Annotated in this window: 18 protein-coding genes and 5 pseudogenes; 10 read left to right on the plus strand and 13 right to left on the minus strand. The window is 66.9% G+C overall.

Annotated features, from left to right (window positions below):
* From ACZK2V_RS06125 to ACZK2V_RS06135, 3 genes are read right to left on the minus strand one after another with little or no spacing between them, the layout of a single operon-like run.
* A complete protein-coding gene (locus ACZK2V_RS06125; protein ID WP_032127598.1) occupies window positions 1-180 on the minus strand; it encodes a DUF4177 domain-containing protein in 180 nt (59 codons plus the stop codon).
* Window positions 177-356, minus strand: coding sequence for a type II toxin-antitoxin system antitoxin (locus ACZK2V_RS06130; protein ID WP_005415691.1), 180 nt, complete (start codon window positions 354-356; stop codon window positions 177-179). The genes ACZK2V_RS06125 and ACZK2V_RS06130 overlap by 4 nt, the downstream gene beginning before the upstream one ends.
* A 45-nt stretch (window positions 357-401) precedes the next feature.
* Window positions 402-1283: an SPFH domain-containing protein gene (locus ACZK2V_RS06135; protein WP_164081502.1), complete on the minus strand. Its 882-nt coding sequence runs from the start codon at window positions 1281-1283 to the stop codon at window positions 402-404.
* A 137-nt stretch (window positions 1284-1420) separates the two neighbouring features.
* On the opposite strand from ACZK2V_RS06135, the pseudogene purT reads away from it, so the two are divergent.
* Window positions 1421-2603, plus strand: a pseudogene (gene purT, locus ACZK2V_RS06140) (formate-dependent phosphoribosylglycinamide formyltransferase).
* A gap of 71 nt (window positions 2604-2674) precedes the next feature.
* Here purT and ACZK2V_RS06145 read toward each other — a convergent pair.
* Both ACZK2V_RS06145 and ACZK2V_RS06150 read right to left on the minus strand, forming a co-directional pair.
* Entirely contained in the window at window positions 2675-3880 is a 1206-nt protein-coding gene (locus tag ACZK2V_RS06145; RefSeq protein ID WP_486323007.1) for an endonuclease/exonuclease/phosphatase family protein, read from the minus strand.
* A gap of 38 nt (window positions 3881-3918) precedes the next feature.
* A complete protein-coding gene (locus ACZK2V_RS06150; protein WP_486323008.1) occupies window positions 3919-4674 on the minus strand; it encodes an arginyltransferase in 756 nt (251 codons plus the stop codon).
* A gap of 156 nt (window positions 4675-4830) precedes the next feature.
* Here ACZK2V_RS06150 and ACZK2V_RS06155 point away from each other — a divergent pair, with 156 nt between their 5' ends.
* Window positions 4831-5394, plus strand: coding sequence for an EF-hand domain-containing protein (locus tag ACZK2V_RS06155; protein ID WP_071227749.1), 564 nt, complete (start codon window positions 4831-4833; stop codon window positions 5392-5394).
* A gap of 51 nt (window positions 5395-5445) precedes the next feature.
* Here the strand turns inward: ACZK2V_RS06155 and ACZK2V_RS06160 are convergent.
* The 4 genes and pseudogenes from ACZK2V_RS06160 to ACZK2V_RS06175 all read right to left on the minus strand — a co-directional run bounded on the left by ACZK2V_RS06160 (window position 5446) and on the right by ACZK2V_RS06175 (window position 9208).
* Window positions 5446-6661: pseudogene (locus tag ACZK2V_RS06160) on the minus strand (RNA polymerase sigma factor).
* 208 nt (window positions 6662-6869) lie between these two features.
* Window positions 6870-7379 (minus strand): pathogenicity-like protein, encoded by a 510-nt coding sequence (locus ACZK2V_RS06165; RefSeq protein ID WP_486323009.1) that lies wholly within the window; start codon window positions 7377-7379, stop codon window positions 6870-6872.
* A 4-nt stretch (window positions 7380-7383) separates the two neighbouring features.
* Window positions 7384-8304, minus strand: coding sequence for an acyl-CoA thioesterase II (gene tesB / locus ACZK2V_RS06170; RefSeq protein ID WP_004148214.1), 921 nt, complete (start codon window positions 8302-8304; stop codon window positions 7384-7386).
* 127 nt (window positions 8305-8431) lie between these two features.
* The gene (locus ACZK2V_RS06175; protein ID WP_049424345.1) at window positions 8432-9208 is read right to left on the minus strand and encodes an enoyl-CoA hydratase/isomerase family protein; all 777 of its coding nucleotides are present in this window, start codon (window positions 9206-9208) and stop codon (window positions 8432-8434) included.
* A gap of 34 nt (window positions 9209-9242) precedes the next feature.
* Between ACZK2V_RS06175 and ACZK2V_RS06180 the strand changes: the two genes are divergently transcribed.
* On the plus strand, window positions 9243-9689 hold the full coding sequence (locus ACZK2V_RS06180) for a copper chaperone PCu(A)C (protein WP_458075189.1): 447 nt from the start codon (window positions 9243-9245) through the stop codon (window positions 9687-9689).
* A gap of 375 nt (window positions 9690-10064) precedes the next feature.
* Here the strand turns inward: ACZK2V_RS06180 and ACZK2V_RS06185 are convergent, their stop codons facing one another.
* The 3 genes and pseudogenes from ACZK2V_RS06185 to uvrA all read right to left on the minus strand — a co-directional run bounded on the left by ACZK2V_RS06185 (window position 10065) and on the right by uvrA (window position 14284).
* Window positions 10065-10790 carry an enolase gene (locus ACZK2V_RS06185; RefSeq protein WP_486323010.1) on the minus strand — a complete coding sequence of 242 codons (726 nt, stop codon included), beginning with the start codon at window positions 10788-10790 and terminating at the stop codon, window positions 10065-10067.
* Window positions 10791-10888: 98 nt separating this feature from the next.
* On the minus strand, window positions 10889-11296 hold the full coding sequence (locus tag ACZK2V_RS06190) for an acyl-CoA thioesterase (RefSeq protein WP_053449117.1): 408 nt from the start codon (window positions 11294-11296) through the stop codon (window positions 10889-10891).
* Window positions 11296-14284: pseudogene (gene uvrA, locus ACZK2V_RS06195) on the minus strand (excinuclease ABC subunit UvrA). Before uvrA ends, ACZK2V_RS06190 begins: the two are co-directional and overlap by 1 nt.
* 339 nt (window positions 14285-14623) lie before the next feature.
* On the opposite strand from uvrA, the gene rplU reads away from it, so the two are divergent.
* From rplU to cgtA, 3 genes are all read left to right on the plus strand, one after another.
* Window positions 14624-14932, plus strand: a complete 309-nt coding sequence (rplU, locus tag ACZK2V_RS06200) for a 50S ribosomal protein L21 (protein WP_005408557.1) — start codon at window positions 14624-14626, stop codon at window positions 14930-14932.
* A gap of 18 nt (window positions 14933-14950) precedes the next feature.
* Window positions 14951-15214 carry a 50S ribosomal protein L27 gene (gene rpmA, locus ACZK2V_RS06205; protein ID WP_005415704.1) on the plus strand — a complete coding sequence of 88 codons (264 nt, stop codon included), beginning with the start codon at window positions 14951-14953 and terminating at the stop codon, window positions 15212-15214.
* 177 nt (window positions 15215-15391) lie between these two features.
* On the plus strand, window positions 15392-16444 hold the full coding sequence (gene cgtA, locus ACZK2V_RS06210) for an Obg family GTPase CgtA (RefSeq protein ID WP_049398916.1): 1053 nt from the start codon (window positions 15392-15394) through the stop codon (window positions 16442-16444).
* A gap of 206 nt (window positions 16445-16650) precedes the next feature.
* Here the strand turns inward: cgtA and rpsT are convergent, their stop codons facing one another.
* The gene (gene rpsT, locus ACZK2V_RS06215) at window positions 16651-16920 is read right to left on the minus strand and encodes a 30S ribosomal protein S20 (RefSeq protein ID WP_005408560.1); all 270 of its coding nucleotides are present in this window, start codon (window positions 16918-16920) and stop codon (window positions 16651-16653) included.
* Between the two features lie 117 nt (window positions 16921-17037).
* On the opposite strand from rpsT, the gene murJ reads away from it, so the two are divergent.
* The 4 genes and pseudogenes from murJ (at window position 17038) to lspA (ending at window position 23009) form a co-directional block, all read left to right on the plus strand.
* A complete protein-coding gene (murJ, locus tag ACZK2V_RS06220; RefSeq protein WP_486323308.1) occupies window positions 17038-18642 on the plus strand; it encodes a murein biosynthesis integral membrane protein MurJ in 1605 nt (534 codons plus the stop codon).
* A gap of 75 nt (window positions 18643-18717) precedes the next feature.
* Window positions 18718-19661 (plus strand): annotated as a pseudogene (locus tag ACZK2V_RS06225) (bifunctional riboflavin kinase/FAD synthetase).
* Window positions 19658-22485, plus strand: a pseudogene (gene ileS, locus ACZK2V_RS06230) (isoleucine--tRNA ligase). The pseudogenes ACZK2V_RS06225 and ileS overlap by 4 nt, the downstream one beginning before the upstream one ends.
* Window positions 22485-23009 (plus strand): signal peptidase II, encoded by a 525-nt coding sequence (lspA, locus tag ACZK2V_RS06235; protein ID WP_049424357.1) that lies wholly within the window; start codon window positions 22485-22487, stop codon window positions 23007-23009. The pseudogene ileS and the gene lspA overlap by 1 nt, the downstream one beginning before the upstream one ends.
* Window positions 23010-23011 lie beyond the last annotated feature (2 nt).

The raw sequence follows: 23011 nt of genomic DNA on the forward strand, positions 1-23011 counted from the left end.
TCAGGCCTCCTTCTTGAACACCAGCATCGCCGGGCGCATCGGCGCCGGGATGATGATGTTGACCAGCTCCCAGCCCAGCTGGCCCTGCCGGCTCAGCTCGGCCTGGACATCCTCGGCCTTGAGTACGCCCATCATGGAGGTCTTGACCTCGATGGTCTGGTAGCTCCAGCGCTTGCTCATTCCTTGTCCTCCGACGATGGCGTGGGTTTGGGCAGGCGTCCTGCCTTGCGCAGGGCGTCGCGCAGCACGTACTCGATCTGCGCGTTGAGGCTGCGCAGCTCGTCATCAGCCCAGCGCTGCGCCGCAGCCAGGACGTCGGCGTTGATGCGCAGCGGGTAGGCTTTCTTCTCACTCATGGGGGCTCCTGGCGGGGCGGTGGGGCGCCCCGTTGCGAGTGTGGCTCAATACAGCGAGCCTGCATTGACGATCGGCTGGGTGCCGCGGTCCGAGCACAGCACGGTCAGCAGGTTGCTGACCATGTGCGCCTTGCGTTCCTCGTCCAGCTGCACCACGCCGTTCTTCTGCAGTTCGGCCAGGGCCATCTCGACCATGCCGACCGCACCGGCAACGATGCGCGTGCGTGCGGCGATCACCGCGTTGGCCTGCTGCCGCTGCAGCATCGCCTGGGCGATTTCAGCGGCGTAGGCGAGGTGGCTGATGCGCGCATCGATCACCTGCACGCCGGCGTCGGCCAGGCGCTCGGCCAGTTCGTTCTTCAGGTGCTGGGAAATCTCGCTGGCATGACTGCGCAGGGCCAGCTGGCCATCCTCATGCTGGTCGTAGGGGTAGCTGGTGGCCATCGCGCGCAGCGCCGATTCGGACTGGATGTGCACGAAGCTCTCGTAGTCGTCCACGTTGTAGACCGCCTCGGAGGCATCGACCACCTGCCAGACGATGACCGCCGCGATCTCGATCGGGCTGCCGTCCAGCTCGTTGACCTTCAGCTTGCCGCTCTCGAAGTTGCGCACGCGCTGGCTGACCCGGCGCTTGGCATAGAAGGGGTTGTTCCAGCGCAGGCCGTTGTCCTTCACGGTGCCCATGTATTTGCCGAACAGGCTCAGCACCGCCGCCTGGTTGGGCTGGACCGTGTACAGGCCGGCCAGGGCGAAGATCGCCAGCGCCGCCATCAGGATGCCTGCCAACATCAGCAGCAGGTTGGGCGAGCCGGTGCTGGCCTTGGCTGCTACCCCCAGTACGAACAGGGCGCCGCCGGCGAGGGCGACAAGCAGGGCGCCGGCCAGCGTGCCGAGGCCGTTGAGCGAAGACAGCGACTTCTCTTTCATGGCGGTACGTCCTTGAGGGTTCGGAATGAAGATATCAAAGTGATATCACTTGTCGACTGCCGTTCGTCGGATGCCATGGCCGGGGTGCCCGGCCAGCTAGAATGCCCACCCGCCTTCACATCGCTGCTGGAACCGCCATGGCCAAGCTTGGAACTCCGTTGTCCCCCTCCGCCACCCGCGTGCTGCTGCTCGGCTCGGGCGAACTCGGCAAGGAGGTGGCCATCGAGCTGCAGCGGCTGGGCGTGGAAGTGATCGCCGCCGACCGCTATGCCGATGCCCCGGCCATGCAGGTCGCGCACCGCTCGCACGTGATAGACATGCTCGATGCGATGGCGCTGCGCGCGCTGATCGCCCGGGAGCAGCCGCACCTGGTGGTGCCGGAGATCGAGGCCATCCATACCGAGACCCTGGTCCAGCTGGAGCAGGAGCAGGGCCTGCGGGTGATCCCGACCGCGCGCGCCGCCCGCCTGACCATGGACCGCGAGGGCATCCGCCGCCTGGCCGCCGAAACCCTGGGCCTGCCGACCTCGCCCTACCGCTTCGTCGATACCGAAGCCGAGTACCGCGCCGCTGTGGCCGCCATCGGCCTGCCCTGCGTGGTCAAGCCGGTGATGTCATCCTCGGGCAAGGGCCAGAGCACCCTGCGCAGCGAGGCGGACATCGCCCCAGCCTGGGACTACGCGCAGACCGGGGGCCGCGCCGGTGCCGGTCGCTGCATCGTCGAAGGCTTCATCGATTTCGACTACGAGATCACCCTGTTGACCGTGCGCCATGCCGGCGGCACCTCGTTCTGCGCGCCGATCGGGCATCTGCAGAAGGACGGTGATTACCGCGAAAGCTGGCAGCCGCAGCCGATGTCGAGCGCGGCACTGGCGCGTGCCGAAGAGATCTCGCGTGCGATCACCGATGACCTCGGTGGCTGGGGCCTGTTCGGCGTCGAGCTGTTCGTGAAGGGCGACGAGGTGTGGTTCAGCGAAGTGTCGCCGCGCCCGCACGACACCGGCCTGGTGACGCTTGTTTCGCAGGAACTGAGCGAGTTCGCGCTGCACGCGCGCCCATCCTCGGCCTGCCGATCCCGGTGATCCGCCAGAGCGGCCCGTCGGCCTCGTGCGCGCTGCTGGCGCATGGCGAGGGCGTGCCGTACTTCAACAACGTCGCCGCCGCCCTGCAGGTGCCGGACACCGCCGTGCGCCTGTTCGGCAAGCCGAGCGTGCACGGCCATCGCCGCGTGGGCGTGACCCTGGCGCGCGGAAACCATCGACGAAGCGCGCCATCGCGCGTGATGCCACCGACGCCATCGGCGTCGAACTGCGCCCGTAAAGCAAAAAGGGGACGGAGGGGATTAAGTCGTTTGTGGCACAAACGACTTAATCCCCTCCGTCCCCTTTTTGTTATTTCACATCCACCCACACCAGGTGGTGGTCGCTGCCATCGGCGATCTTCGCTTCCGGGCTTTCATTGGCCGGCCAGAACACGCCGCTGCCGATGTACTCGAAACCGGTCGAGGGCAGCACGTAGTCCAGGCGCATGGTGCCGGACTTCGGGCCGAAATCGCCGGTGGCATGGAACGGTGCGCCCTTGCGCTCGATGCCCTTGGCCGCATAGGCCAGGCTGGTCTGCTCGCCACCAACGCTGCGCGGGGTGGGGTAGCGCAACACGCGGGCGTTCTCGATCAGTTCGACGATCGCCTCATGGCGGCCATCACCATCGATCGGGTCGTTGTTGAGGTCGCCAAGGATCACGAAGCGCGCGTCCTGCGCCAGGCCGCCGCACTGGCCCTTGTCGTCGCACAGCCACGGCTTGTCACCCTTGGACAGGTATTCCTGCCACAGGCGCAGTTCGTCGTGATTGCGCGCTGCGTTGCGCTTCTCCGGACCGTCGAACACCGGCGGGGTCGGGTGCGAGACCAGCGCATGCACCACGCCGGCCGGGGTCTTCACCGGCAGGTCCCAATGCGACTTCGACGACAGGCGCAGCTGCGACCACACGTGGTCGTTGTAGAAGCTCTGGCCGGTACGTGGATCGACCGGGCGGATCGCGCCGGGCATCGCGCTCCACTTCAACAGCTGGAAGCTGCGCACCTTGGCTTCGTCGATCGGATAGCGCGACAGCACCAGCATGCCGTACTGGCCCGGGTGCAGGCCGTAGCCCCACGCGTCATTGCCACGGCTGCGGCCTTCGCCACCGACCACGCCGTTGTTGTCCAGGTCCAGCCCGCTGGGCACGCCGGTATTGACCGGTGCCAGGTAACGGTAGGCAAAGTGCAGCGGCTTGCCGCCGCCGGGCTGGGCCACTTCCAGGTAGCGCTTCTGGAACAGGTCGGCGGCGCGATGGGCGTCGTCGAAGTCGAACTCATTCAGCAGTACCAGGTCCGGGCGCACCTGCTGCAGCACCGCGGCGATCTTGCGCGCGTGCTCGCTGTCGCCTTCCAGTTCCTTGATCAGGCCACCGGCGTCGTCGGAGTACAGCGAGGTGTTGTAGGTGGCCAGGCGCAGCGCAGCGGACGGCTTTTCGGTCATCGCAGGGGACGTGGCGAAGGCGGGGGCGGTGGCGCCGCAGAGCAGGGCCAGGGCGAGGGTCTGGGGTCGGAGGTTCATGCGCCGTATTGTGCACCCGGCCCGGTGTCAGTGGTTTGTCAGCGTCCGTCCAGTTCGTCGTCGAAATCGTGCCAGCGGCGGCCGTCATAGGCTTCCAGCGGTCGATAGCGCCGTTTGTAGTCCATCTTCTGATGCCCGCGGATCCAGTAGCCCAGGTATACGTGCGGCAGGGCCTCGCGGCGGGCCCATTCAATCTGCTGCAGGATCGCGAAGGTGCCCAGCCCACGCGCGGCATGGTCCGGGTCGAAGAAGGTGTAGACCGCCGACAGGCCATGCTCGGTGACGTCGGTCACCGCCACACCCAGCAGCTGGCTGGGCTGGCCGTCGTGGCCGGGCAGGCGCATCTCCATGAAGCGGGTGTGTGACCAGCTGCCGATCAGGAACTGCTCGAACTCGTGTGGGCCGTGGTCATCCATGCCGCCATTGGCGTGGCGATGGGTGAGGTAGCGGTGATACAGCGCGAACAGGTCATCGCGGGCGCTGGCCGCGGTGATGCGTACTTCCAGGTCTTCATTGCGGGCGGCACAGCGGCGCTGGCTGCGGTCCGGGGCGAAGCGCGCCACTGGGATGCGCACCGCTACGCAGGCCTGGCAGTGCGCGCAATGCGGCCGGTAGACCAGGTCGCCGCTGCGGCGGAAGCCCCAACTCAGTGCCAGCGGGTACAGGCCGCCAAGGCGGCGATCGTGCGGGTCCAGCACCAGGTCGCGCGCCACCCGGTCCGACCAGTACCCGCAGGGGTGCTCGCCGGTCTGGAAAAGCCGCAGTTCGTCGTCTCTGTCGCCGTGTATCGCCATGGGCACAGCATAGCCCCAGGCTGTCGCAGTGGCGGCGACTGTCCGCCGGATGAATGGAACCGGCAGCGGCGTCAACCGATGACGCGCCCGGGCGTTGTTGTCCCCCGAGGGTGAAGTGATCACCCCGACGCTGTTCCCATCCCCAGGAGTGACCTCATGATCCGTACCCCCCTGCTGCTGGCCCTGCTGCTCGGCACTTCCGCTTCCGGTATCGCGCTGGCCGCCGACACCCCGACCACGCCGGCGCAGCGCCCGGCCAAGCTGGACACCAACGGCGACGGCGTGATCGACCGCAGCGAGGCCGCTGCCAACCCGCGCCTGGCCGCGAAGTTCGACGAGCTGGACAAGAACAAGGACGGCAAGCTCTCGCGCGATGAGCTGCCACGCTGGCAGCACGGTCGCCGTGGTGGCCACGGCGGTGAGCGCTGGGCCAAGCTGGACGTCAACAAGGATGGCCGCATCAGCCGCGAGGAAGCCAAGGCCGATCCGCGCCTGGCCGCGCGCTTCGACGAGCTCGACCTCAACAAGGACGGTTACCTGGACAAGGCCGACCGCGAGCTGCGCATGAAGCAGCGTCGTGATGCCTGGTTCGCTGCCGCCGACACCAACAAGGATGGCCAGCTGAGCAAGGCCGAGTTCGATGCCGCCAAGGGCCCGATGCACGGTGGCCCGCGCCACGGCGGTCCGCGCGATGGCGCGGCGCCGAAGCCGCAGCGCTGAGGTTCAACGCAGTGAATGACGACAACGCCGGCGCACTGCCGGCGTTGTCCGTTACAGGCGGCCGCTGCGTATCAGTGAGTACACCACAAGCGCGATGACCATCAGGTTCATTGCGATGATGCCGGTGCGGCCGTACATCGATTCGAACTTCCAGTTGATGCCGGTGCGTCCGCGGCGGGCCGAATCGCGCGATCATCGGTGCCATCACCCGCTGCAGCGGCACCAGGCACTGGTAGTTGACCACGCCCAGGCCTACCGCCAGCACCGTCAGCTGCGCCCAGACCGGCGCCTGCAGCATCACAGCCAGCAGGATCGCCAGGCACCAGAACATGCCGGTGATGATGTTGAGATAGAGGAACCGGCGCACGTCGCGGCGCTCGGACGCCGTTTCGGTGTACGACATCAGGAAGCGGCCGCCGAGATAGCTGCCGATCGCACCACCGACCACGCCGCCGATCACCGCCCCCCAGCTTTCGGCCGGCAGCACGTGCAGCTGGCCCAGCGTGGCAGTCAGCGAGCCCATCGCGGTGCCGCCCGCAGCGCTGGCGCCGCCAAGGCCAAGCTTGCTGCCGCCGATGCCGACACCGGTGCCGAGCAGCACCGCAGCACTGGCCGTGCCGGGCGCAGCCACCAGTACCATCGAAACCACCGCCGTAGCGAACGCGGCACTGGGTGCGCTGCTGCGCGCGAACTCGCCGAAGCGTTGCAGCAGGCCGTCGCGCACCAGAGCGCGGGCACGCGACAGGCGCTTGCGTACGGCGGCGTCACTGAGCCCAAGCAGGTCGGCCACCTGCTGCGAGCGCTGGCCTTCGCGGTAGTACAGCAACAGTACTTCGCGGCTGTCGGCCGGCAACGCGGAAATGATGTCCTCGGCGGCGATCTCTTCTTCCACCCGTTGCAGCCGGTCGGCCGCGCCCGGGGCCGGGTCGGCCGCCATGCCCATCGCCACCTCGGCGGCCTCGCCGGTCAGAGGCCGGCCGCGCTGTGCGCGCAGCCAGTCGCGGGCCAGGTTGCGGGTGATCTGCCGCAGCCAGGGCAGGAAGCTGGTCGAACTGCGCAGCTGGTGCAGCTGCTGCCAGCCCTTCACGAAGGCCTCCTGGGCGATGTCCTCGCTGGCCTGACGATCGCGGGTGATGGCCAGTGCGATGGCGGTAACCGTGTTCTGGCAGGCCAGCACGATGCGGCCATAGGCGTGCTGGCAACCGCTGGCGGCGGCAGGCAGTTCGCGTTCCAGGGTCTGGTCGATCGATGCGGCGAACGTCGTCATGGCGGCGGCTCTCCTGCTGGGATTGTGTCCCAAGACGGAGCCGCGCGCCGAATGTGACCGGCCTTCTGCACGGTAGTGCCGGCCGCTGGCCGGCAACCTCATGACAATAAAGGGGACGGAGGGGATTAAGTCGTTTGTGCCACAAACGACTTAATCCCCCTCCGTCCCCTTTTTCGGCTGCCGGCCAGCGGCCGGCACTACCCGTGCGTCACTTCGAGGGCTGGATGCGAACCCGGATTTCTTCCTCTTCCGGTGCGGCCTGCGGAGCCGGTTGCGCCTGCTGCGGCTGGGTCTGCGGGGCAGGGGCCGGTGCGACCGGCGCCGGGGCGCCGCGATGGCGCAGGCCGATCACCAGCGCCACGCCGGCGATCACCACCAGCAGGGCGATGCGGATGCGCCAGGTCCAGCCACGGCCGCCGCCGGTCGTCTCTGCGGTGTCGCGGAAGGCGAATTCGGCGGTCGGATGGTCGCGGCGGGTGGTGTCGAGCAGCCGCGCCTCGCGCAGGATTTCACGCGCGCGCGGCTGGTCGTCGGCGCGCACGATCCACACCGCTGGGTAGGCGTTGGCGTTGCCCAGGTCGGTATAGCTGAACTGGCCGCGGCGACGGGTCTTGTACGAGCGCCCATTGGTCACCTTGACGTCGATGCCATGCTCGCGCAGGAGCTCGGCGACGCCTTCGACGGTTTCCACGCGCTGGCTGCTGAAGATCTGGCGCATCGGATCAATCCTTGGCCGGCACGGCGGCCGCTGCTGCCTGGTCGGGAACGACGCGGATCAGGCCTTCCTGCGCGGTGCTGGCCACCAGCACGCCATTGCGGGTGAAGAACTGGCCGCGGGCCAGGCCGCGCGAATCCTGCGCGCTGGGGCTGTCCAGCGAGTACAGCAGCCAGTCGTCGGCACGGAACGGGCGGTGGAACCAGATCGCGTGGTCGAGCGAGGCCATCTGCACGTGCGGGTGGTAGTAGCTGATGCCATGCGGGAACGTCGCCGTGCCCAGCAGGTGGAAGTCGGAGGCGTAGGCCAGCAGCGCCTGGTGCAGCTCCGGGGCATCGCCGACCGGCTCGCTCAGGCGCAGCCACACCTGGTGGTACGGGGGGCGCTTGGGCGGATTGAGTTCATCGCGCGGGTAGACGTGGCGGAACTCGAACGGGCCACCGCGCGACAGCCAGCGCTGCACCTTGATCGGCAGCCGCTCCAGCACTTCGGCCGGCAGCGGGCGGTTCGGTTCGATGTCTTCCGGCTGCGGCACTTCGGGCATCTTGTGCTGGTGCTCGGCGCCGGTTTCGGCCTGCTGGAACGAGGCAGCACAGAAGAAGATCACCTTGCCGTGCTGGATTGCGGTAACCCGGCGCACCGAGAAACTGCCGCCGTCGCGGGTACGGTCCACGTCGTAGACGATGGGGTGGTCGATGTTGCCGGCGCGCAGGAAGTAGGCGTGCAGCGAGTGCACGTGGCGCCCGTTGTCGACCGTGGCCTGCGCCGCAGCCAGCGCCTGGCCCAGCACCTGGCCGCCGAACACGTACTTGGTGCCGATGTCGCGGCTCTGCCCGCGGAACAGGTTGTCCTCCAGCCGCTCCAGGGTGAGCAGGTCGATCAGCTCGGAGACGACGGGTTCGGGCGTGTCGTTCAAGGGGGCGGCCACAGCAATGAAGAGGCCCCGATTATACCGTTGCAGGCCAGTCCATCATTGGTAGTGCCGGCCGCTGGCCGGCAATCTCATGATCCTCCTGGGGCACCTGCGGTTGCCGGCCAGCGGCCGGCACTACCGGTTACTTGCCCAGCCGGGCGACCAGCGCCTGCAGGGCATTCTGCGCATCCGGGGCGAACCAGGCCTCGACGAAGCGGTCGAGCTGGATCAGGTCCGGGTGCAGGGCTTCGTGCAGGTCCGCACGGGCAATGGCGCGGGTCAGCAGCATCGGCTGGCGTGGCTGCCTGAGCAGGTTCTGCAGCCAGGCCACGGCACGCGCCACCACCAGATCGCCATCGGCCAGCTCATCCACCAGGCCGATCTGCAGCGCCTGTTCGGCCGGTACCAGCGAACCGGTGGTCAGCAGGACGCCCGCGCGGTGCACGCCCACTGCACGGCGCAGCAGGCGCTGGATGCCCTCCGGCGCGATCAGGCCCACCTGCACTTCGTTCAGGCCGATGGCATACGGCCGCGACGGATCGGCGCTGCGCGCCATCACCCGGTAGTCGCAGCACAGGGCCAGCACGCAGCCGCCCGCCGGTGCGTGGCCGGTGATCGCCGCGACCACCGGGATGCGGCTCTCGGCCAGCGTGCGCACGGCGCCAAAGAAGGCGTTCCAGGTGTCCAACAACTTGTGCTTGTCATCACCATGCGAGAGCAGGTGCGGCACGTCCATACCGCCGGTGAAGATGCGCTCGCTGCCTGACAGCACGATGCCGTGCGCGTCTTCGGCCATGGCCAGCTCGATGGCATGGATCAACTGCCGGCACAGTTCGGTGTCCAGTGCGTTGACCGGCGGCCGCGCCAGGCGCAGTTCGCGGATGGGGCCATGGTTGATCACCTCGATGAGCGTCGTCATGCTGCGGTCTCGTTGCGAAGAAGGAACCTGGGCGATGATAACCAAACCATTCGTTGGCGTACTGTTGGTTCTGTGTGCGGCCGCAGCATCGGTCTCGGCGGCGGAACCGGACTGCGTCACGGTGGAGCAGGGCTGGGCGCGGCTGCCGCCGAACCCGGCGATGCCGATGACCGCCGGCTACGGCGTGATCCACAACGGCTGCAGCAAGGCGGTGGCGATCACTGGCGCAATCAGCAGTGGCTTCGGCGATGTGTCGCTGCACGAAACCACGATCGTCGATGGGGTCAGCCGGATGCGCGCGATCGAGCGTCTGCCGCTGGCACCGGGCGCACGCGCCGAGCTCAAGCCCGGTGGCCTGCATCTGATGCTGATGCAGGGCAAAGGCGCGTTGAAGGAAGGGCAGGCGCTGCCGTTGCGGCTGCAGCTGGAAGGCGGTGGCGAAGCGAGCGCGACGTTGGTGGTGCGCAAGGCCGCGCCGTAAGCGCGCGGGGAAACGGCACGCTGCTGCTGACGCAAGGGGTTGGGATGGCCGTCGTAGCGTCGAGCTTGCTCGACGGCTCCGGCCAGCAGCAGTCGAGCAAGCTCGACTCTACGGATGAAGCGACGATTGGGATGGCTGCCGTAGCGTCGAGGACGCTCGGCGCGACCGCAATATCCGGTAGTGCCGGCCGCTGGCCGGCAGCGTGGTGAAAGCCGGCCAGCGGCAGTCGAGCAAGCTCGACTCTACGGATGAAGCGACGATTGGGATGGCTGTCGTAGCGTCGAGGACGCTCGGCGCGAACGGAATATCCGGTAGTGCCGGCCGCTGGCCGGCAGCGTGGTGAAAGCCGGCCAGCGGCCGGCACTACCAGGGGGCTTACGACCAGTCGTACGAGAACAGCACCGTGCGGCTTTCCGGCTCGTACAGCATCACGATCGCATCGGCACCGGTGGCGCACCAGTTGTAGCCGGCCACGTCGGCCACCGCGAAGAACGCGTTGCCATCGCGGCGGATGATTGCCAGTTCCGCATCGTCCGGTGCATGCCGGTCGTTGGCGGCGTCGGTGAATTCCAGGGTGAAGGCGTTCGGGATGTCAGCCGTCTCGATCCAGTTGCCGCAGGAAATCTGTCCGCCCAGCGTATCCAGGTAATCGCGCTCGCTGGCTTCACCCTTGCCGTAGCGCGAGTAGCAGGCGAGACGGCCATGCGTGGCATGGTAATCGCGGGCCTTGGCGTAGCTCTCGCGCATCTGCGCGATGTGTTCCTGCGCATCCTTGTCCTGCACCGCATCACCGATGAAATAGCCCGCGTTGCCGAGGAAACGCATCTCGTTGCCGGCGGTCAGTTCGAAGGCGATCCAGTTGGTGCCGGTGAAATCGTTGTGGTGTTCTTCTGTGGTCTCGCCGATGCAGCCGTCATACGGCTCGATCGGGCACAGCATCGTTGCCACCTGGCCGGCCAGTTCCGGGCGCAGCACGCCCAGGTCGATCTTCAGCAGCGGCAGCAGGTGCTGGCCGAGCCAGGCCTGGTCGGCGGGAAAGACGTCGGTGGGGAAGGGGACCATGCCGGGCAGCAGGTCGCGCAGTTCAGTCTGGTGGATCATGTCAGTCCTTTGAATTGGATCGGTAGTGCCGGCCGCTGGCCGGCATCCGCGATACATCTGGAGGTTGCCGGCCAGCGGCCGGCACTACCACAGGCGCGTCAGGTCGACGCGTTGCGGATCGCCTCAGGCAGCGGTGCGCTCTTGCCGGTCTGGGTGTCCATCCAGACCACCACCACGTTGCCGTCCGAATAGAGCTTCGATTCGTCCTGCTGGTCGACGATGCGGTGGCCGATGGTCACGCTGCTGTTGCCCAGGCGCTCGACGAACAGCTCGACCAGGATGTCGTTGGGCCACACGATCGGCAGCCGGTAGTTGACGTTGGTCGCGGCCACCACCGGTGCGATGCGGTCGGTCATCGACACACCGTCCACGCCCAGCATCCAGCGCACGCGCGCTTCTTCCAGGTAGGAGATGTACTTGGCGTTGTTCACATGGCCCATGCTGTCCATGTCACGCCAGCGCACGCTGATCGGGATGCGGGCCAGGATCTTGTGTTCGCTGCTCATCAGGCGTCCTTCTTCTTCGTCGTGCTCTTGCTGGTCTTGCCGGTGCTCTTGGCGGCTACCGCCTTCTTGGCGACCTTGGCCGGCTTTTCAGGCTTCACCTTGCGCGGCGGGCGGGCGTCTGGCTTGTTGGCCACGGCAGCCGGCTGCTCGGGGCGCGCTGGTGGACGGCAGCATGCGCGCCAGGAACTGGCCGGTATACGACTGCGGGCAGGCAGCCACGTCTTCCGGCGTGCCGGTGACCAGGATGGTGCCACCGCGATGGCCGCCTTCCGGACCCAGATCGACGATCCAGTCGGCGGTCTTGATCACGTCCAGGTTGTGCTCGATCACCACCACCGTATTGCCTTCGTCGCGCAGCTTGTGCAGCACGCCCAGCAGCGCTTCGATGTCGTGGAAGTGCAGGCCGGTGGTCGGCTCGTCGAGGATGTACAGGGTGCGGCCGGTATCGCGGCGCGACAGTTCCTTGGACAGCTTCACGCGCTGCGCTTCACCACCGGACAGCGTGGTCGCGCTCTGGCCCAGCTTGATGTAGCTCAGGCCGACGTCGACCAGTGTTTCCAGCTTGCGCGCAATCGACGGCACCGGCTCGAACAGCTTCAGTGCATCCTCGACGGTCATTTCCAGCACGTCGTTGATGTTGAAGCCCTTGTACAGGATCTCCAGCGTTTCGCGGTTGTAGCGCTTGCCATGGCAGACGTCGCAGGGCACGTACACGTCCGGCAGGAAGTGCATCTCGACCTTGATCAGGCCGTCACCCTGGCAGGCTTCGCAGCGGCCGCCGCGCACGTTGAAGCTGAAACGGCCCGGCGAATAGCCGCGCGCACGCGCTTCGGGCACCTGTGCGAACAGTTCGCGCAGCGGTGTGAACAGGCCGGTGTAGGTGGCCGGGTTCGAGCGCGGGGTGCGGCCGATCGGCGACTGGTCGATGTCCACCACCTTGTCGAACAGGTCCAGGCCATCGATCTCCTTGTACGGAGCGATCGGGTGCGAGGCGCCGTTGATCTCGTTGGCGGCCAGCGAGAACAGGGTGTCGTTGATCAGGGTCGACTTGCCCGAGCCGGATACGCCGGTCACGCAGGTCAGCAGGCCCGACGGAATCGCCAGGTCCACGCCCTTCAGGTTGTTGCCGGTCGCCCCGCGCAGGTGCAGGGTCATCTTCGGGTTCGGCGTGTGCCGGCGCGCCGGAATCTCGATCGCGCCTTGCCCGACAGGTACTGGCCGGTCAGCGAACGCGGTGCCTCCAGGATGTCCTGCAGGGTGCCCTGGCCGACGATCTCGCCGCCGTGCACGCCCGCGCCCGGGCCGATGTCCAGCACGTAGTCGGCCAGCCGGATCGCATCCTCGTCATGTTCGACCACGATCACCGTATTGCCCAGGTCACGCAGGCGGGTGAGGGTGCCGAGCAGGCGTTCGTTGTCGCGCTGGTGCAGGCCGATCGACGGCTCGTCGAGCACGTACATCACACCGACCAGGCCGGCGCCGATCTGGCTGGCCAGGCGGATGCGCTGTGCCTCGCCACCAGACAGGGTGTCGGCCTTGCGCTCCAGGGTCAGGTAATCCAGGCCGACATCGACCAGGAAGCCGAGGCGTTCGCCGATCTCCTTGACGATCTTCGCGGCGATCTCGCCACGCCAGCCCGGCAGGCTCAGTTCACTGAAGAACTTCAGTGCCTCGTCGATCGGCAGCACCACCAGCTCCGGCAGCGGGCGATCGGCCACGAACACGTTGCGTGCTGCCTTGTTCAGGCGCGCCATTGCATTCCGGGCACGGCTGTTCGCTGATGTACTTGGACAGCTCCTCGCGCACCGCCGGCGACTCGGTTTCCTTGTAGCGGCGTTCGAGGTTGGGAATGATGCCCTCGAAGCGGTGCTTGCGCTGGGTGCGGCCGCCGGCTTCGGTGAAGTAGGTGAAGGTGATCGTTTCGTCGCCGCTGCCGTACAGCACGGCCTGCTGCACCTTGGCCGACAGCGAATTCCACGCGGCATCCACGTCGAACTTGTAGTGCTTGGCCAGCGAAGCGATCAGCTGGAAATAGTAGGCGTTGCGGCGGTCCCAGCCGCGCACCGCACCGGCGGCCAGCGACAGCTCCGGATGCACCACCACGCGCGAGGGGTCGAAGAACTCGGCGATGCCCAGGCCATCGCAGCCGGGGCAGGCGCCCATCGGTGCGTTGAACGAGAACAGGCGCGGTTCCAGCTCCGGCAGCGAGTAGTCGCACACCGGGCAGGAGTACTTGGAGGAGAACAGTGCCGGCGTGGCGTCGGCGGTGTCCAGGCTCTGCACCGAGGCCATGCCATCGCCCAGCTTCAGTGCGGTCTCGAAGCTCTCGGCCAGGCGTTGCTTGATGTCCTCGCGCGGGCGGAAGCGGTCGATCACCGCCTCGATGGTGTGCTTCTGGCGCAGCGCCAGCGGCGGCACCGCATCGATTTCATACAGCTCGCCGTCCACGCGCACACGCACGAAGCCCTGCGCACGCAGCTGGTCGAACACCTGTGCGTGTTCGCCCTTGCGGTCGCGGATGACCGGCGCCAGCAGCATGTAGCGCTGTTCCGGGTCCAGCGTCAGCACCTGGTCGACCATCTGGCTGACCGTCTGCGCTTCCAGCGGGTAGCCGTGGTCCGGGCAGCGCGGAGTGCCGACGCGGGCGTACAGCAGGCGCAGGTAGTCGTAGATCTCGGTGATGGTGCCGACGGTCGAACGCGGGTTGTGCGAGGTCGACTTCTGCTCGATCGAGATGGCCGGGGACAGGCCTTCGATGTGGTCCAGGTCCGGCTTTTCCATCACGCTCAGGAACTGGCGCGCATAGGCCGACAGCGACTCGACGTAGCGGCGCTGGCCTTCTGCATAGATGGTGTCGAACGCCAGCGAGGACTTGCCCGAACCGGACAGGCCGGTGATCACGATCAGCTTGTCGCGGGGCAGGTCGAGGTCGAGGTTCTTCAGATTGTGCGTCCGCGCGCCGCGGATGCGGATGAAATCCATCGCCATGGGGGATCCGGTTGTGGGGGCGTTGGCTGGGTGCCGGGCCAGCAGGGAACGGCAATCGGTCAGCCTACCGAGGTGACCAGATGGGGGCAATGGGCGACAATGCCAGCCCGATGTCTCACCTGATGAGACCGGCCGACAGCTTTGTGCAGAGCCGAGCCATGCTCGGCTGCCGGGACCCCGAACCGTTCAGCCGAGCATGGCCCGGCTCTACAGGGCCCGGTCTCCAGGCCGTTCAGGGGTTGACTTGACCCGCGCCCGCTGATCTGCGTACAATTCCGCTCCTGTCCGCCCTCGATGGCGGCAGCTCAGACCACAATAACTACAGAGGAAGGCCTGGTCATGTACGCAGTACTGGTCACCGGCGGTAAGCAATACCGCGTGGCGCAGGGCGAAAAGCTCCGCATTGAAAAGCTCGAAGTCGAAGTCGGCAGCGAGATCAAGTTTGACAACATCCTGATGCTGGGTGACAGCGACGGCGTGAAGCTGGGCGATGCGCTGAAGGGCGCTGCCGTCACCGCCAAGGTCCTGTCCCAGGGTCGTGCTGACAAGGTCCGGATCATCAAGTTCCGTCGCCGCAAGCACCACATGAAGCGTCAGGGTCACCGTCAGTACTACACCGAAATCGAGATCACCGGCATCGCCGGCTAAGCATCAGGAGAAGCAGTCATGGCACATAAAAAGGGCGTAGGCTCCTCGCGCAACGGTCGCGACTCCAACCCGAAGTACCTGGGCGTCAAGATCTTCGGCGGCCAGGCCATCGAAGCCGGCAACATCATCGTGCGTCAGCGCGGCACCCAGTTCCACCCGGGTTCGGGCGTTGGCCTGGGCCGTGACCACACCCTGTTCGCCCTCGTGGACGGCAAGGTGGAGTTCTCGGTCAAGGGCGCCAAGAAGCGCCGCACCGTCAGCATCGTCTCGGCCGACGCCTGATCCAGGCATCGCCCGCACCCGTGCCTCGGCATGGGGGTGCTGCATGAAGAGCCCCGCTTCGGCGGGGCTTTTCGTTAGAGTGAAAGCAAGACCGGCCAGGCCGGGGTGCCGGCCAGTGGCTGGCATAACATTCAAGGCGACGGCAGGCAGGCCGCGCCCATCGCAGGCATCGAAACAATGAAACTGGTAGACGAAGCAGAAATCGAAGTGTTCGCCGGCAACGGCGGCAACGGCTGCATTGGCTTCCGTCGCGAGAAGTTCATTCCGCTCGGCGGCCCGGACGGCGGCGACGGCGGTGCGGGCGGCAGCGTGTACATCCGCGCCGACGAAAACCTGAACACCCTGGTCGACTTCCGCCATGACCGCATCTTCAAGGCGCAGCGTGGCGAGAACGGCATGGGCCGCCAGGCCTATGGCAAGGGCGGCGAAGACCTGACCATCACCGTGCCGGTCGGCACCGTGGTGATCAACGTCGCCACCGATGAAATCATCGGCGACCTGACCCGGCATGGTGATCGCCTGCTGGTGGCGCAGGGCGGTCGTGGTGGCCTGGGCAACATGCACTTCAAGAGCTCGACCAACCGCTCGCCGCGCCAGGCGCTGCCGGGCGAGCCGGGCGAAGAGCGCACGCTGAAGCTGGAGCTGAAGCTGCTGGCCGACGTCGGCCTGCTGGGCTTCCCCAACGCTGGCAAGAGCACCCTGATCCGTGCCGTTTCGGCGGCGACGCCGAAGGTGGCCGATTACCCGTTCACCACGCTGTACCCGAACCTGGGTGTGGTGAAGGTGGAGAACTACCGCAGCTTCGTGATTGCCGACATTCCCGGCCTGATCGAAGGCGCTGCCGACGGTGCCGGCCTGGGTGCGCAGTTCCTGCGCCACCTGCAGCGCACCCGCCTGCTGCTGCACCTGGTGGACATCTCGCCGATGGAAGGCGGTGTGGAAGGCATTTCCCCGGTCGAGCAGGTGCGCGCGATCGAGCGCGAACTGGAAAAGCATGATCCGGAGCTGCTGCAGAAGCCGCGCTGGCTGGTGCTGAACAAGGCCGACCTGATGTTCGAAGACGAAGCGAAGGCTGCGGCCGAACAGATCGTCGCCGAGCTGGGCTGGAAGGAGCCGTGGTTCCTGGTTTCCGCGCTGGGCCGCGAAGGTACCTTCCCGATCATGAGCCGGATCATGGCCTTCTTCGATCGCCAGAAGGAAGACGAGCTGGAAGCCCGCAACGCGCAGTAATGCTGTTGTGGTTCCATGCGAAAAACCCGGCTTCGGCCGGGTTTTTCATTTTCCATTAGTGCCGGCCGCTGGCCGGCATTCCTCGGGGTTGCCGGCCAGCGGCCGGCACTACCGGATCGCGTGGATCGCAGGCAACAAAAAACCCGGCCGGGGCCGGGTTCTTGTCTGCTGCCCGACCCCCGAAGGGGCAGGGCGGCAACGCCGGATCAGGCGGCCTTGAGGGCCTTGATGCGGTCGTTCAGGCGGCTCTTGTGGCGAGCAGCCTTGTTCTTGTGGATCAGGCCACGCGCGCTGAAGCGATCCAGGATCGGCTGGGCAACGGCGAAGGCGGCTTCGGCGCCGGCGGCATCGTTGGCGTCCAGCGCCTTGATCACTTTCTTGACAGCGGTGCGCAGCATCGAGCGCTGAGCCACGTTGCGCGCGTTGCGCACGACGGTCTGCTTGGCGCGCTTCTTGGCGGACTTGATATTGGCCACGGTGGTGGTTTCCTGAAAAAATCGGTGTTATGGGAACAGCAAGCTAGCTAGTATGATGGCCCGAGAAATGCACGTCAAGTCGATTGTCAAGAGGGACGCTGAGTGAGTTCACCGAAGATGTTGCGAGGCCTGCTGTCGTTCAGCAGCATGACCATGGTCTCGCGGGTACTCGGACTTGTCCGTGACCAGGTGATCACCACCACGTTCGGCACCAATGCGGTTACCGATGCGTTCTGGGTTGCCTTCAGGGTACCCAATTTCCTGCGCCGGTTGTTCGCCGAAGGCTCTTTCGCCACCGCTTTCGTGCCGGTGTTCACGGAAGTGAAGGAAACCCGCAGCCATGCCGAGCTGCGTGAACTGATGGCCCGCACCGCCGGCACCCTGGGCGGCGTGCTGATGCTGGTCACCGCGCTGGCGCTGATCTTCGCGCCGCAGCTGGCGGTCGCATTCGCGAGTGGTGCTGATACCGACCCGGTCAAGCAGACCCTGCTGGTCGACCTGTTCCGCCTGACCTTCCCGTTCCTGTTGTTCGTCTCGTTGACCGCGCTGGCCGGTGGCGCGCTGAACAGCTTCCAGCGTTTCGCGATGCCGGCGCTGACCCCGGTCATCCTCAACCTGTGCATGATCGCCGGTGCGCTATGGCTGGCGCCGCGGCTGGGCGGCACCCCGGAAAAACAGATCCTGGCGCTGGGCTGGGCGGTACTCGCCGCCGGCATCCTGCAGCTGCTGTTCCAGCTGCCCTCGCTGAAGGGCATCAACCTGCTGACCCTGCCGCGCTGGGGCTGGCGCCATCCGGGCGTGCGCAAGGTGCTGACGCTGATGGTGCCGACCCTGTTCGGTTCGTCGGTGGCGCAGATCAACCTGTTGCTGGATACCCTCATCGCGGCCAAGCTGACCGACGGCTCGCAGTCGTGGCTGTCGCTGGCCGATCGCTTCCTGGAGCTGCCGCTGGGTGTGTTCGGCGTGGCGCTGGGCACGGTGATCCTGCCGGCGCTGGCCCGCCATCACGTCAGCACCGACCGCGAGGGTTTCTCGCGCTCGCTGGACTGGGGCCTGCGGATGACCCTGCTGATCTCGGTGCCGGCCATGCTGGGCCTGCTGCTGCTGGCCGAGCCGCTGATCGCCACTCTGTTCCAGTACCGCCAGTTCACCGCCTTCGATACCCGCATGACCGCGCTGTCGGTGTACGGCCTGAGTTTCGGCCTGCCGGCGTTCGCCCTGCTGAAGGTGGTGCTGCCGGCGTTCTATGCCCGCCAGGACACCAAGACCCCGGTCCGTGCCGGTGTGGCCGCGCTGGTGGCCAACATGGTGTTCAACTTCGCCCTGCTGGCCGTGCTCTACCAGGTCATGGTGCCGGACGAGCTGAAGGCGCAGGGCGTGATGGCGGCCATCGGCAAGCAGCCGGGCCTGCACCTGGCGCTGGGCATCGCCAGCGCACTGTCCAGTTACCTGAACCTGGGCCTGCTCTGGTACTGGCTGGGCAAGACCGATGTCTACCAGCGCCGGCCGGGCTGGGGCGGCTACCTGGTGCGGCTGCTGCTGGCCTGTGCGGCCATGGTCGGCGTGCTGTTGGCCCTGCTGCACTGGGTTCCCGACTTCACCGTCATGGACAAATGGCACCGTATCGGTGGCCTGATGCTGCTGGTCGGCGGCGGTGGCGCGACCTATGCGGTGGCCATGCTGGCGATGGGCTTCCGCCCGCGCGACCTGCGTGGGCATTGATCGCGGCCCGTGGCGGCTATACTTCAGGGTTACACCATTGAAGCAGCGGCCCCGGTCGGGCCGGAACGAGAGTTGATGAGCAGGCTGTTCAGAAGCGTCGAGGGCGGGGAGCTGTTCCCCAACGGAAGCGTGGTCTGTATCGGTGCATTCGACGGCCTCCACCTGGGCCATCGTGCGCTGGTCCGCCACGCGGTTGCCCGCGCGCGCCTTGGGCGTGGCCGCGGTGGCCGTGGCGTTCGAGCCGCTGCCGCGTGAATTCTTCGCCCAGGGCACGCCGCCGCCGCGGCTGACCCTGGCGCGCAGCAAGGTCGAGATCCTGCGCGAGCTCGGCGTCGATGCGATCGGCCTGTTGCGTTTCGACGCGGCGATGGCGGCGATGCCGGCCGAGACCTTCGTGCGCCAGTTGCTGGTCAATCGCCTGAGTGCGCGTGAGGTCTGGATCGGCCCGGAGTTCTGCTTCGGCAACCGCCGCCGCGGCGACCTGGCCCTGCTGCAGCAGCTCGGCGCCGAGCTCGGCTTCAGCGCCGGCGAGATCGAAGCGGTCGATCTGCACGGCGAGCGCATCTCCAGCACCCGCATCCGCCAGCTGCTGCAGGACGGCGATTTCGCCCGTGCCGGCGATCTGCTCGGCCGTCCCTACGCGATCAGCGGGCGGGTGGTGCGTGGGCGCCAGCTCGGCCGCACGCTGGGCTTCCCCACCGCCAACCTGCGGTTCCCGAAGACCCCGGCGCTGTCGGGCATCTACGCGACCTGGGTGCACGGCGTGTTCGACCAGCCGTGGCCGTCGGTGTCCAGCTTCGGCACGCGGCCGACGGTGGACGGCGTGGAGCCGCTGCTGGAAGCGCACCTGTTTGATTTCCAGGGCGACCTGTACGGGCGCCACATCGACGTGGAGTTCGTCGCCAAGCTGCGCGACGAAGAGAAATTCAATGATCTGGCGGCGCTGACCGACCAGATGCACCGCGATGCCGAACAGGCGCGCCATCCTTTCCGAACATAGATTGCGAGCCACTGCGTGAGCCAGGACTACAAGACCACCCTGAACCTGCCAGCCACCGAATTCCCGATGCGCGGCGACCTGCCCAAGCGCGAGCCGGGCATTCTGGCGCGGTGGGAAGAGCAGGGGCTCTACCAGCAGCTGCGCGAAAACGCCGCCGGCCGCCCGCTGTTCGTGCTGCACGACGGCCCGCCGTACGCCAACGGCCGCATCCATCTCGGCCACGCGGTCAACAAGATCCTGAAGGACATCATCGTCAAGTCGCGCTACCTGGCCGGCTTCGACGCGCCCTACGTGCCGGGCTGGGACTGCCATGGCCTGCCGATCGAAATCGCCGTCGAGAAGAAGTGGGGCAAGGTCGGCACCAAGCTCGACGCCGTCGAATTCCGCCAGAAGTGCCGCGAGTTCGCCGAAGAGCAGATCAACATCCAGCGCGTGGACTTCAAGCGCCTGGGCGTGACCGGCGACTGGGACAACCCGTACAAGACCTTGAGCTTCGACTTCGAAGCCAACGAGATCCGTGCGCTGGCCAAGGTCGTGGCCAATGGCCACCTGGTGCGTGGCGCCAAGCCGGTGTACTGGTGCTTCGACTGTGGCTCGGCGCTGGCCGAGGCCGAGATCGAGTACCAGGAAAAGGAATCGCCGGCGATCGACGTGGCCTACGCCGCGCGCGATGCGCAGGCCATCGGCCAGGCGTTCGGCGTGAGCGTGCCGGCTGACGTGGAAGTGGCCGTGCCGATCTGGACCACCACCCCGTGGACGCTGCCGGCTTCGCTGGCGGTGTCGCTGGGCGCGGAGATCAACTACGTGCTGGCCGAAGGCCCGGCGCACAACGGCAAGCGCCGTTGGCTGGTGCTGGCCGCGGCCCTGGCCGAGCGCGCTGCAGCGCTATGGCGTCGAAAACGTGGTGCTGCACGGTGAAACCACCGGTGCCGCGCTGGAGAACCAGCTGCTGGCGCACCCGTTCTACCCGGAGCGCGAGATCCTGGTGCTCAACGGCGAGCACGTCTCCGACGAGGACGGTACCGGTGCGGTGCACACCGCCCCCGGCCACGGCCAGGAAGACTTCGTGGTCAGCCAGAAGTACGGCCTGCTGGACAAGTACAACGCCGGCCAGGTGACCCCGATCGACGGCCGTGGCGTGTACCTGGAATCGACCCCGCCGGCCGGTGACGTGGTGCTGGCCGGCCAGCACCTGTGGAAGGCGCAGGAGGCCATCGTCAGCGTGCTGCGCGACAACGGTTCGCTGCTGGCCTTCCACCCGATCCGCCACAGCTACCCGCACTGCTGGCGCCACAAGACGCCGGTGGTGTTCCGCGCCACCCCGCAGTGGTTCATCTCGATGGACAAGGCCAACCTGCGCAACGATGCGCTGGCCGCCATCGATACCGTCGGCTGGTTCCCGACCTGGGGCAAGGCGCGCATCCAGAGCATGGTCGACGGTCGTCCGGACTGGACCATCTCGCGCCAGCGCACCTGGGGCGTGCCGATCGCACTGTTCACCCATCGCCAGACCGGCGAGATCCACCCGCGTTCGGTGGAGCTGATGCAGCAGGTCGCCGACCGCGTCGAGGCTGAGGGCATCGACGTGTGGTATTCGCTGGATGCTGCTGAACTGCTGGGCGCCGAAGCGGCCGACTACGAGAAGGTCACCGACATCCTCGACGTCTGGTTCGACTCGGGCGTGACCCATGAAGGCGTGCTTGCGGCGCGTGGCTTCGGCAAGCCGGCCGACCTGTACCTGGAAGGTTCCGACCAGCACCGCGGCTGGTTCCAGTCCTCGCTGCTGACCGGCGTGGCGATCGACAAGCGCGCCGTACAAGCAGTGCCTGACCCACGGCTTCACCGTGGACGAGCACGGCCGCAAGATGTCCAAGTCGCTGGGCAACGGCATCGAGCCGCAGGACATCATGAACAAGCTGGGCGCGGACATCCTGCGCCTGTGGATCGCCTCGGCCGACTACAGCAACGAGATGTCGCTGTCGCAGGAGATCCTCAAGCGCAACGCCGACGCCTACCGTCGCCTGCGCAACACCGCACGCTTCCTGCTCGGCAACCTGGACGGTTTCGATCCGGCCCAGCACCTGCAGCCGCTCGACCAGATGGTCGCGCTGGACCGCTGGATCGTGCATCGCGCGTGGGAGCTGCAGGAGAAGATCAAGGCGGCCTACGACGGCTACAACATGGCCGAGATCGTGCAGCTGCTGCTGAACTTCTGCAGCGTGGACCTGGGCTCGCTGTACCTGGACGTGACCAAGGACCGCCTGTACACGATGCCGACCGATTCGCACGGTCGCCGTTCGGCACAGAGCGCGATGTACCACATCGCCGAAGCGTTCACCCGCTGGGTGGCGCCGATCCTGACCTTCACCGCCGACGAGCTGTGGGGCTATCTGCCGGGCGAGCATGCCGGCCATGTGCTGTTCACCACCTGGTACGACGGCCTGGCGCCGCTGCCGGCCGATGCCCAGCTCAACGCCGCCGACTTCGACCAGCTGCTGGCCGTGCGCGAGCAGGTGGCCAAGGTGCTCGAGCCGATGCGTGCCAACGGCGCGATCGGTGCCGCGCTGGAAGCGGAAATCACCATCGCCGCCAGCGAAGAGCAGGCCGCGAAGTGGCAGCCGCTGGCCGATGAACTGCGTTTCCTGTTCATCAGTGGCGACGTGCAGGTGCGCCCGGCGACCACCGACGAGGTGTTCGTCAGCGCCCAGCCGACCACCAAGGCCAAGTGCGTGCGCTGCTGGCACCACCGCGCCGACGTCGGCAGCAACGCCGACCACCCGGAACTGTGCGGCCGCTGCGTGAGCAACATCACCGGCGCCGGTGAAGTGCGGAGCTGGTTCTGATGGCCGCGCCCCGTCCGCATCCGAACGCCCTGGTCTGGCTGCTGCTGTCGGCCGCCATCATCGGCCTGGACCAGTGGTCCAAGGCCTGGGTGTTGTCGAGCCTGCCGGAGTTCCAGCCAGTGGTGGTCATCGACGGCTTCTGGAACTGGTACCGCACCTACAACACCGGTGCCGCGTTCAGTTTCCTGAGCGACGCCGGTGGCTGGCAGAAACACTTCTTCACCGTGTTGGCGATCGTCATCAGCGGCCTGATGGCCTGGTGGCTGCGTAGCACTGCCCGCGGCAACTGGAAGGCCGCGGTGCCGTACGCGCTGATCATCGGTGGCGCCATCGGCAACGTGATCGACCGCCAGGTGCACGGCCACGTGGTCGACTTCATCCAGTGGTACGTGGGCAGCTACACCTGGCCCTCGTTCAACATCGCCGATTCGGCCATCGTGGTGGGTGCCATCGGCATCGCCCTGTTTGGCCTGTTCGACGGCAAGTCCGCCAAAAAGGCGGATAATGCCAATCCGAAACCGTAAGC

The sequence above is a fragment of the Stenotrophomonas sp. 93052_Sma genome, from assembly GCF_056481145.1.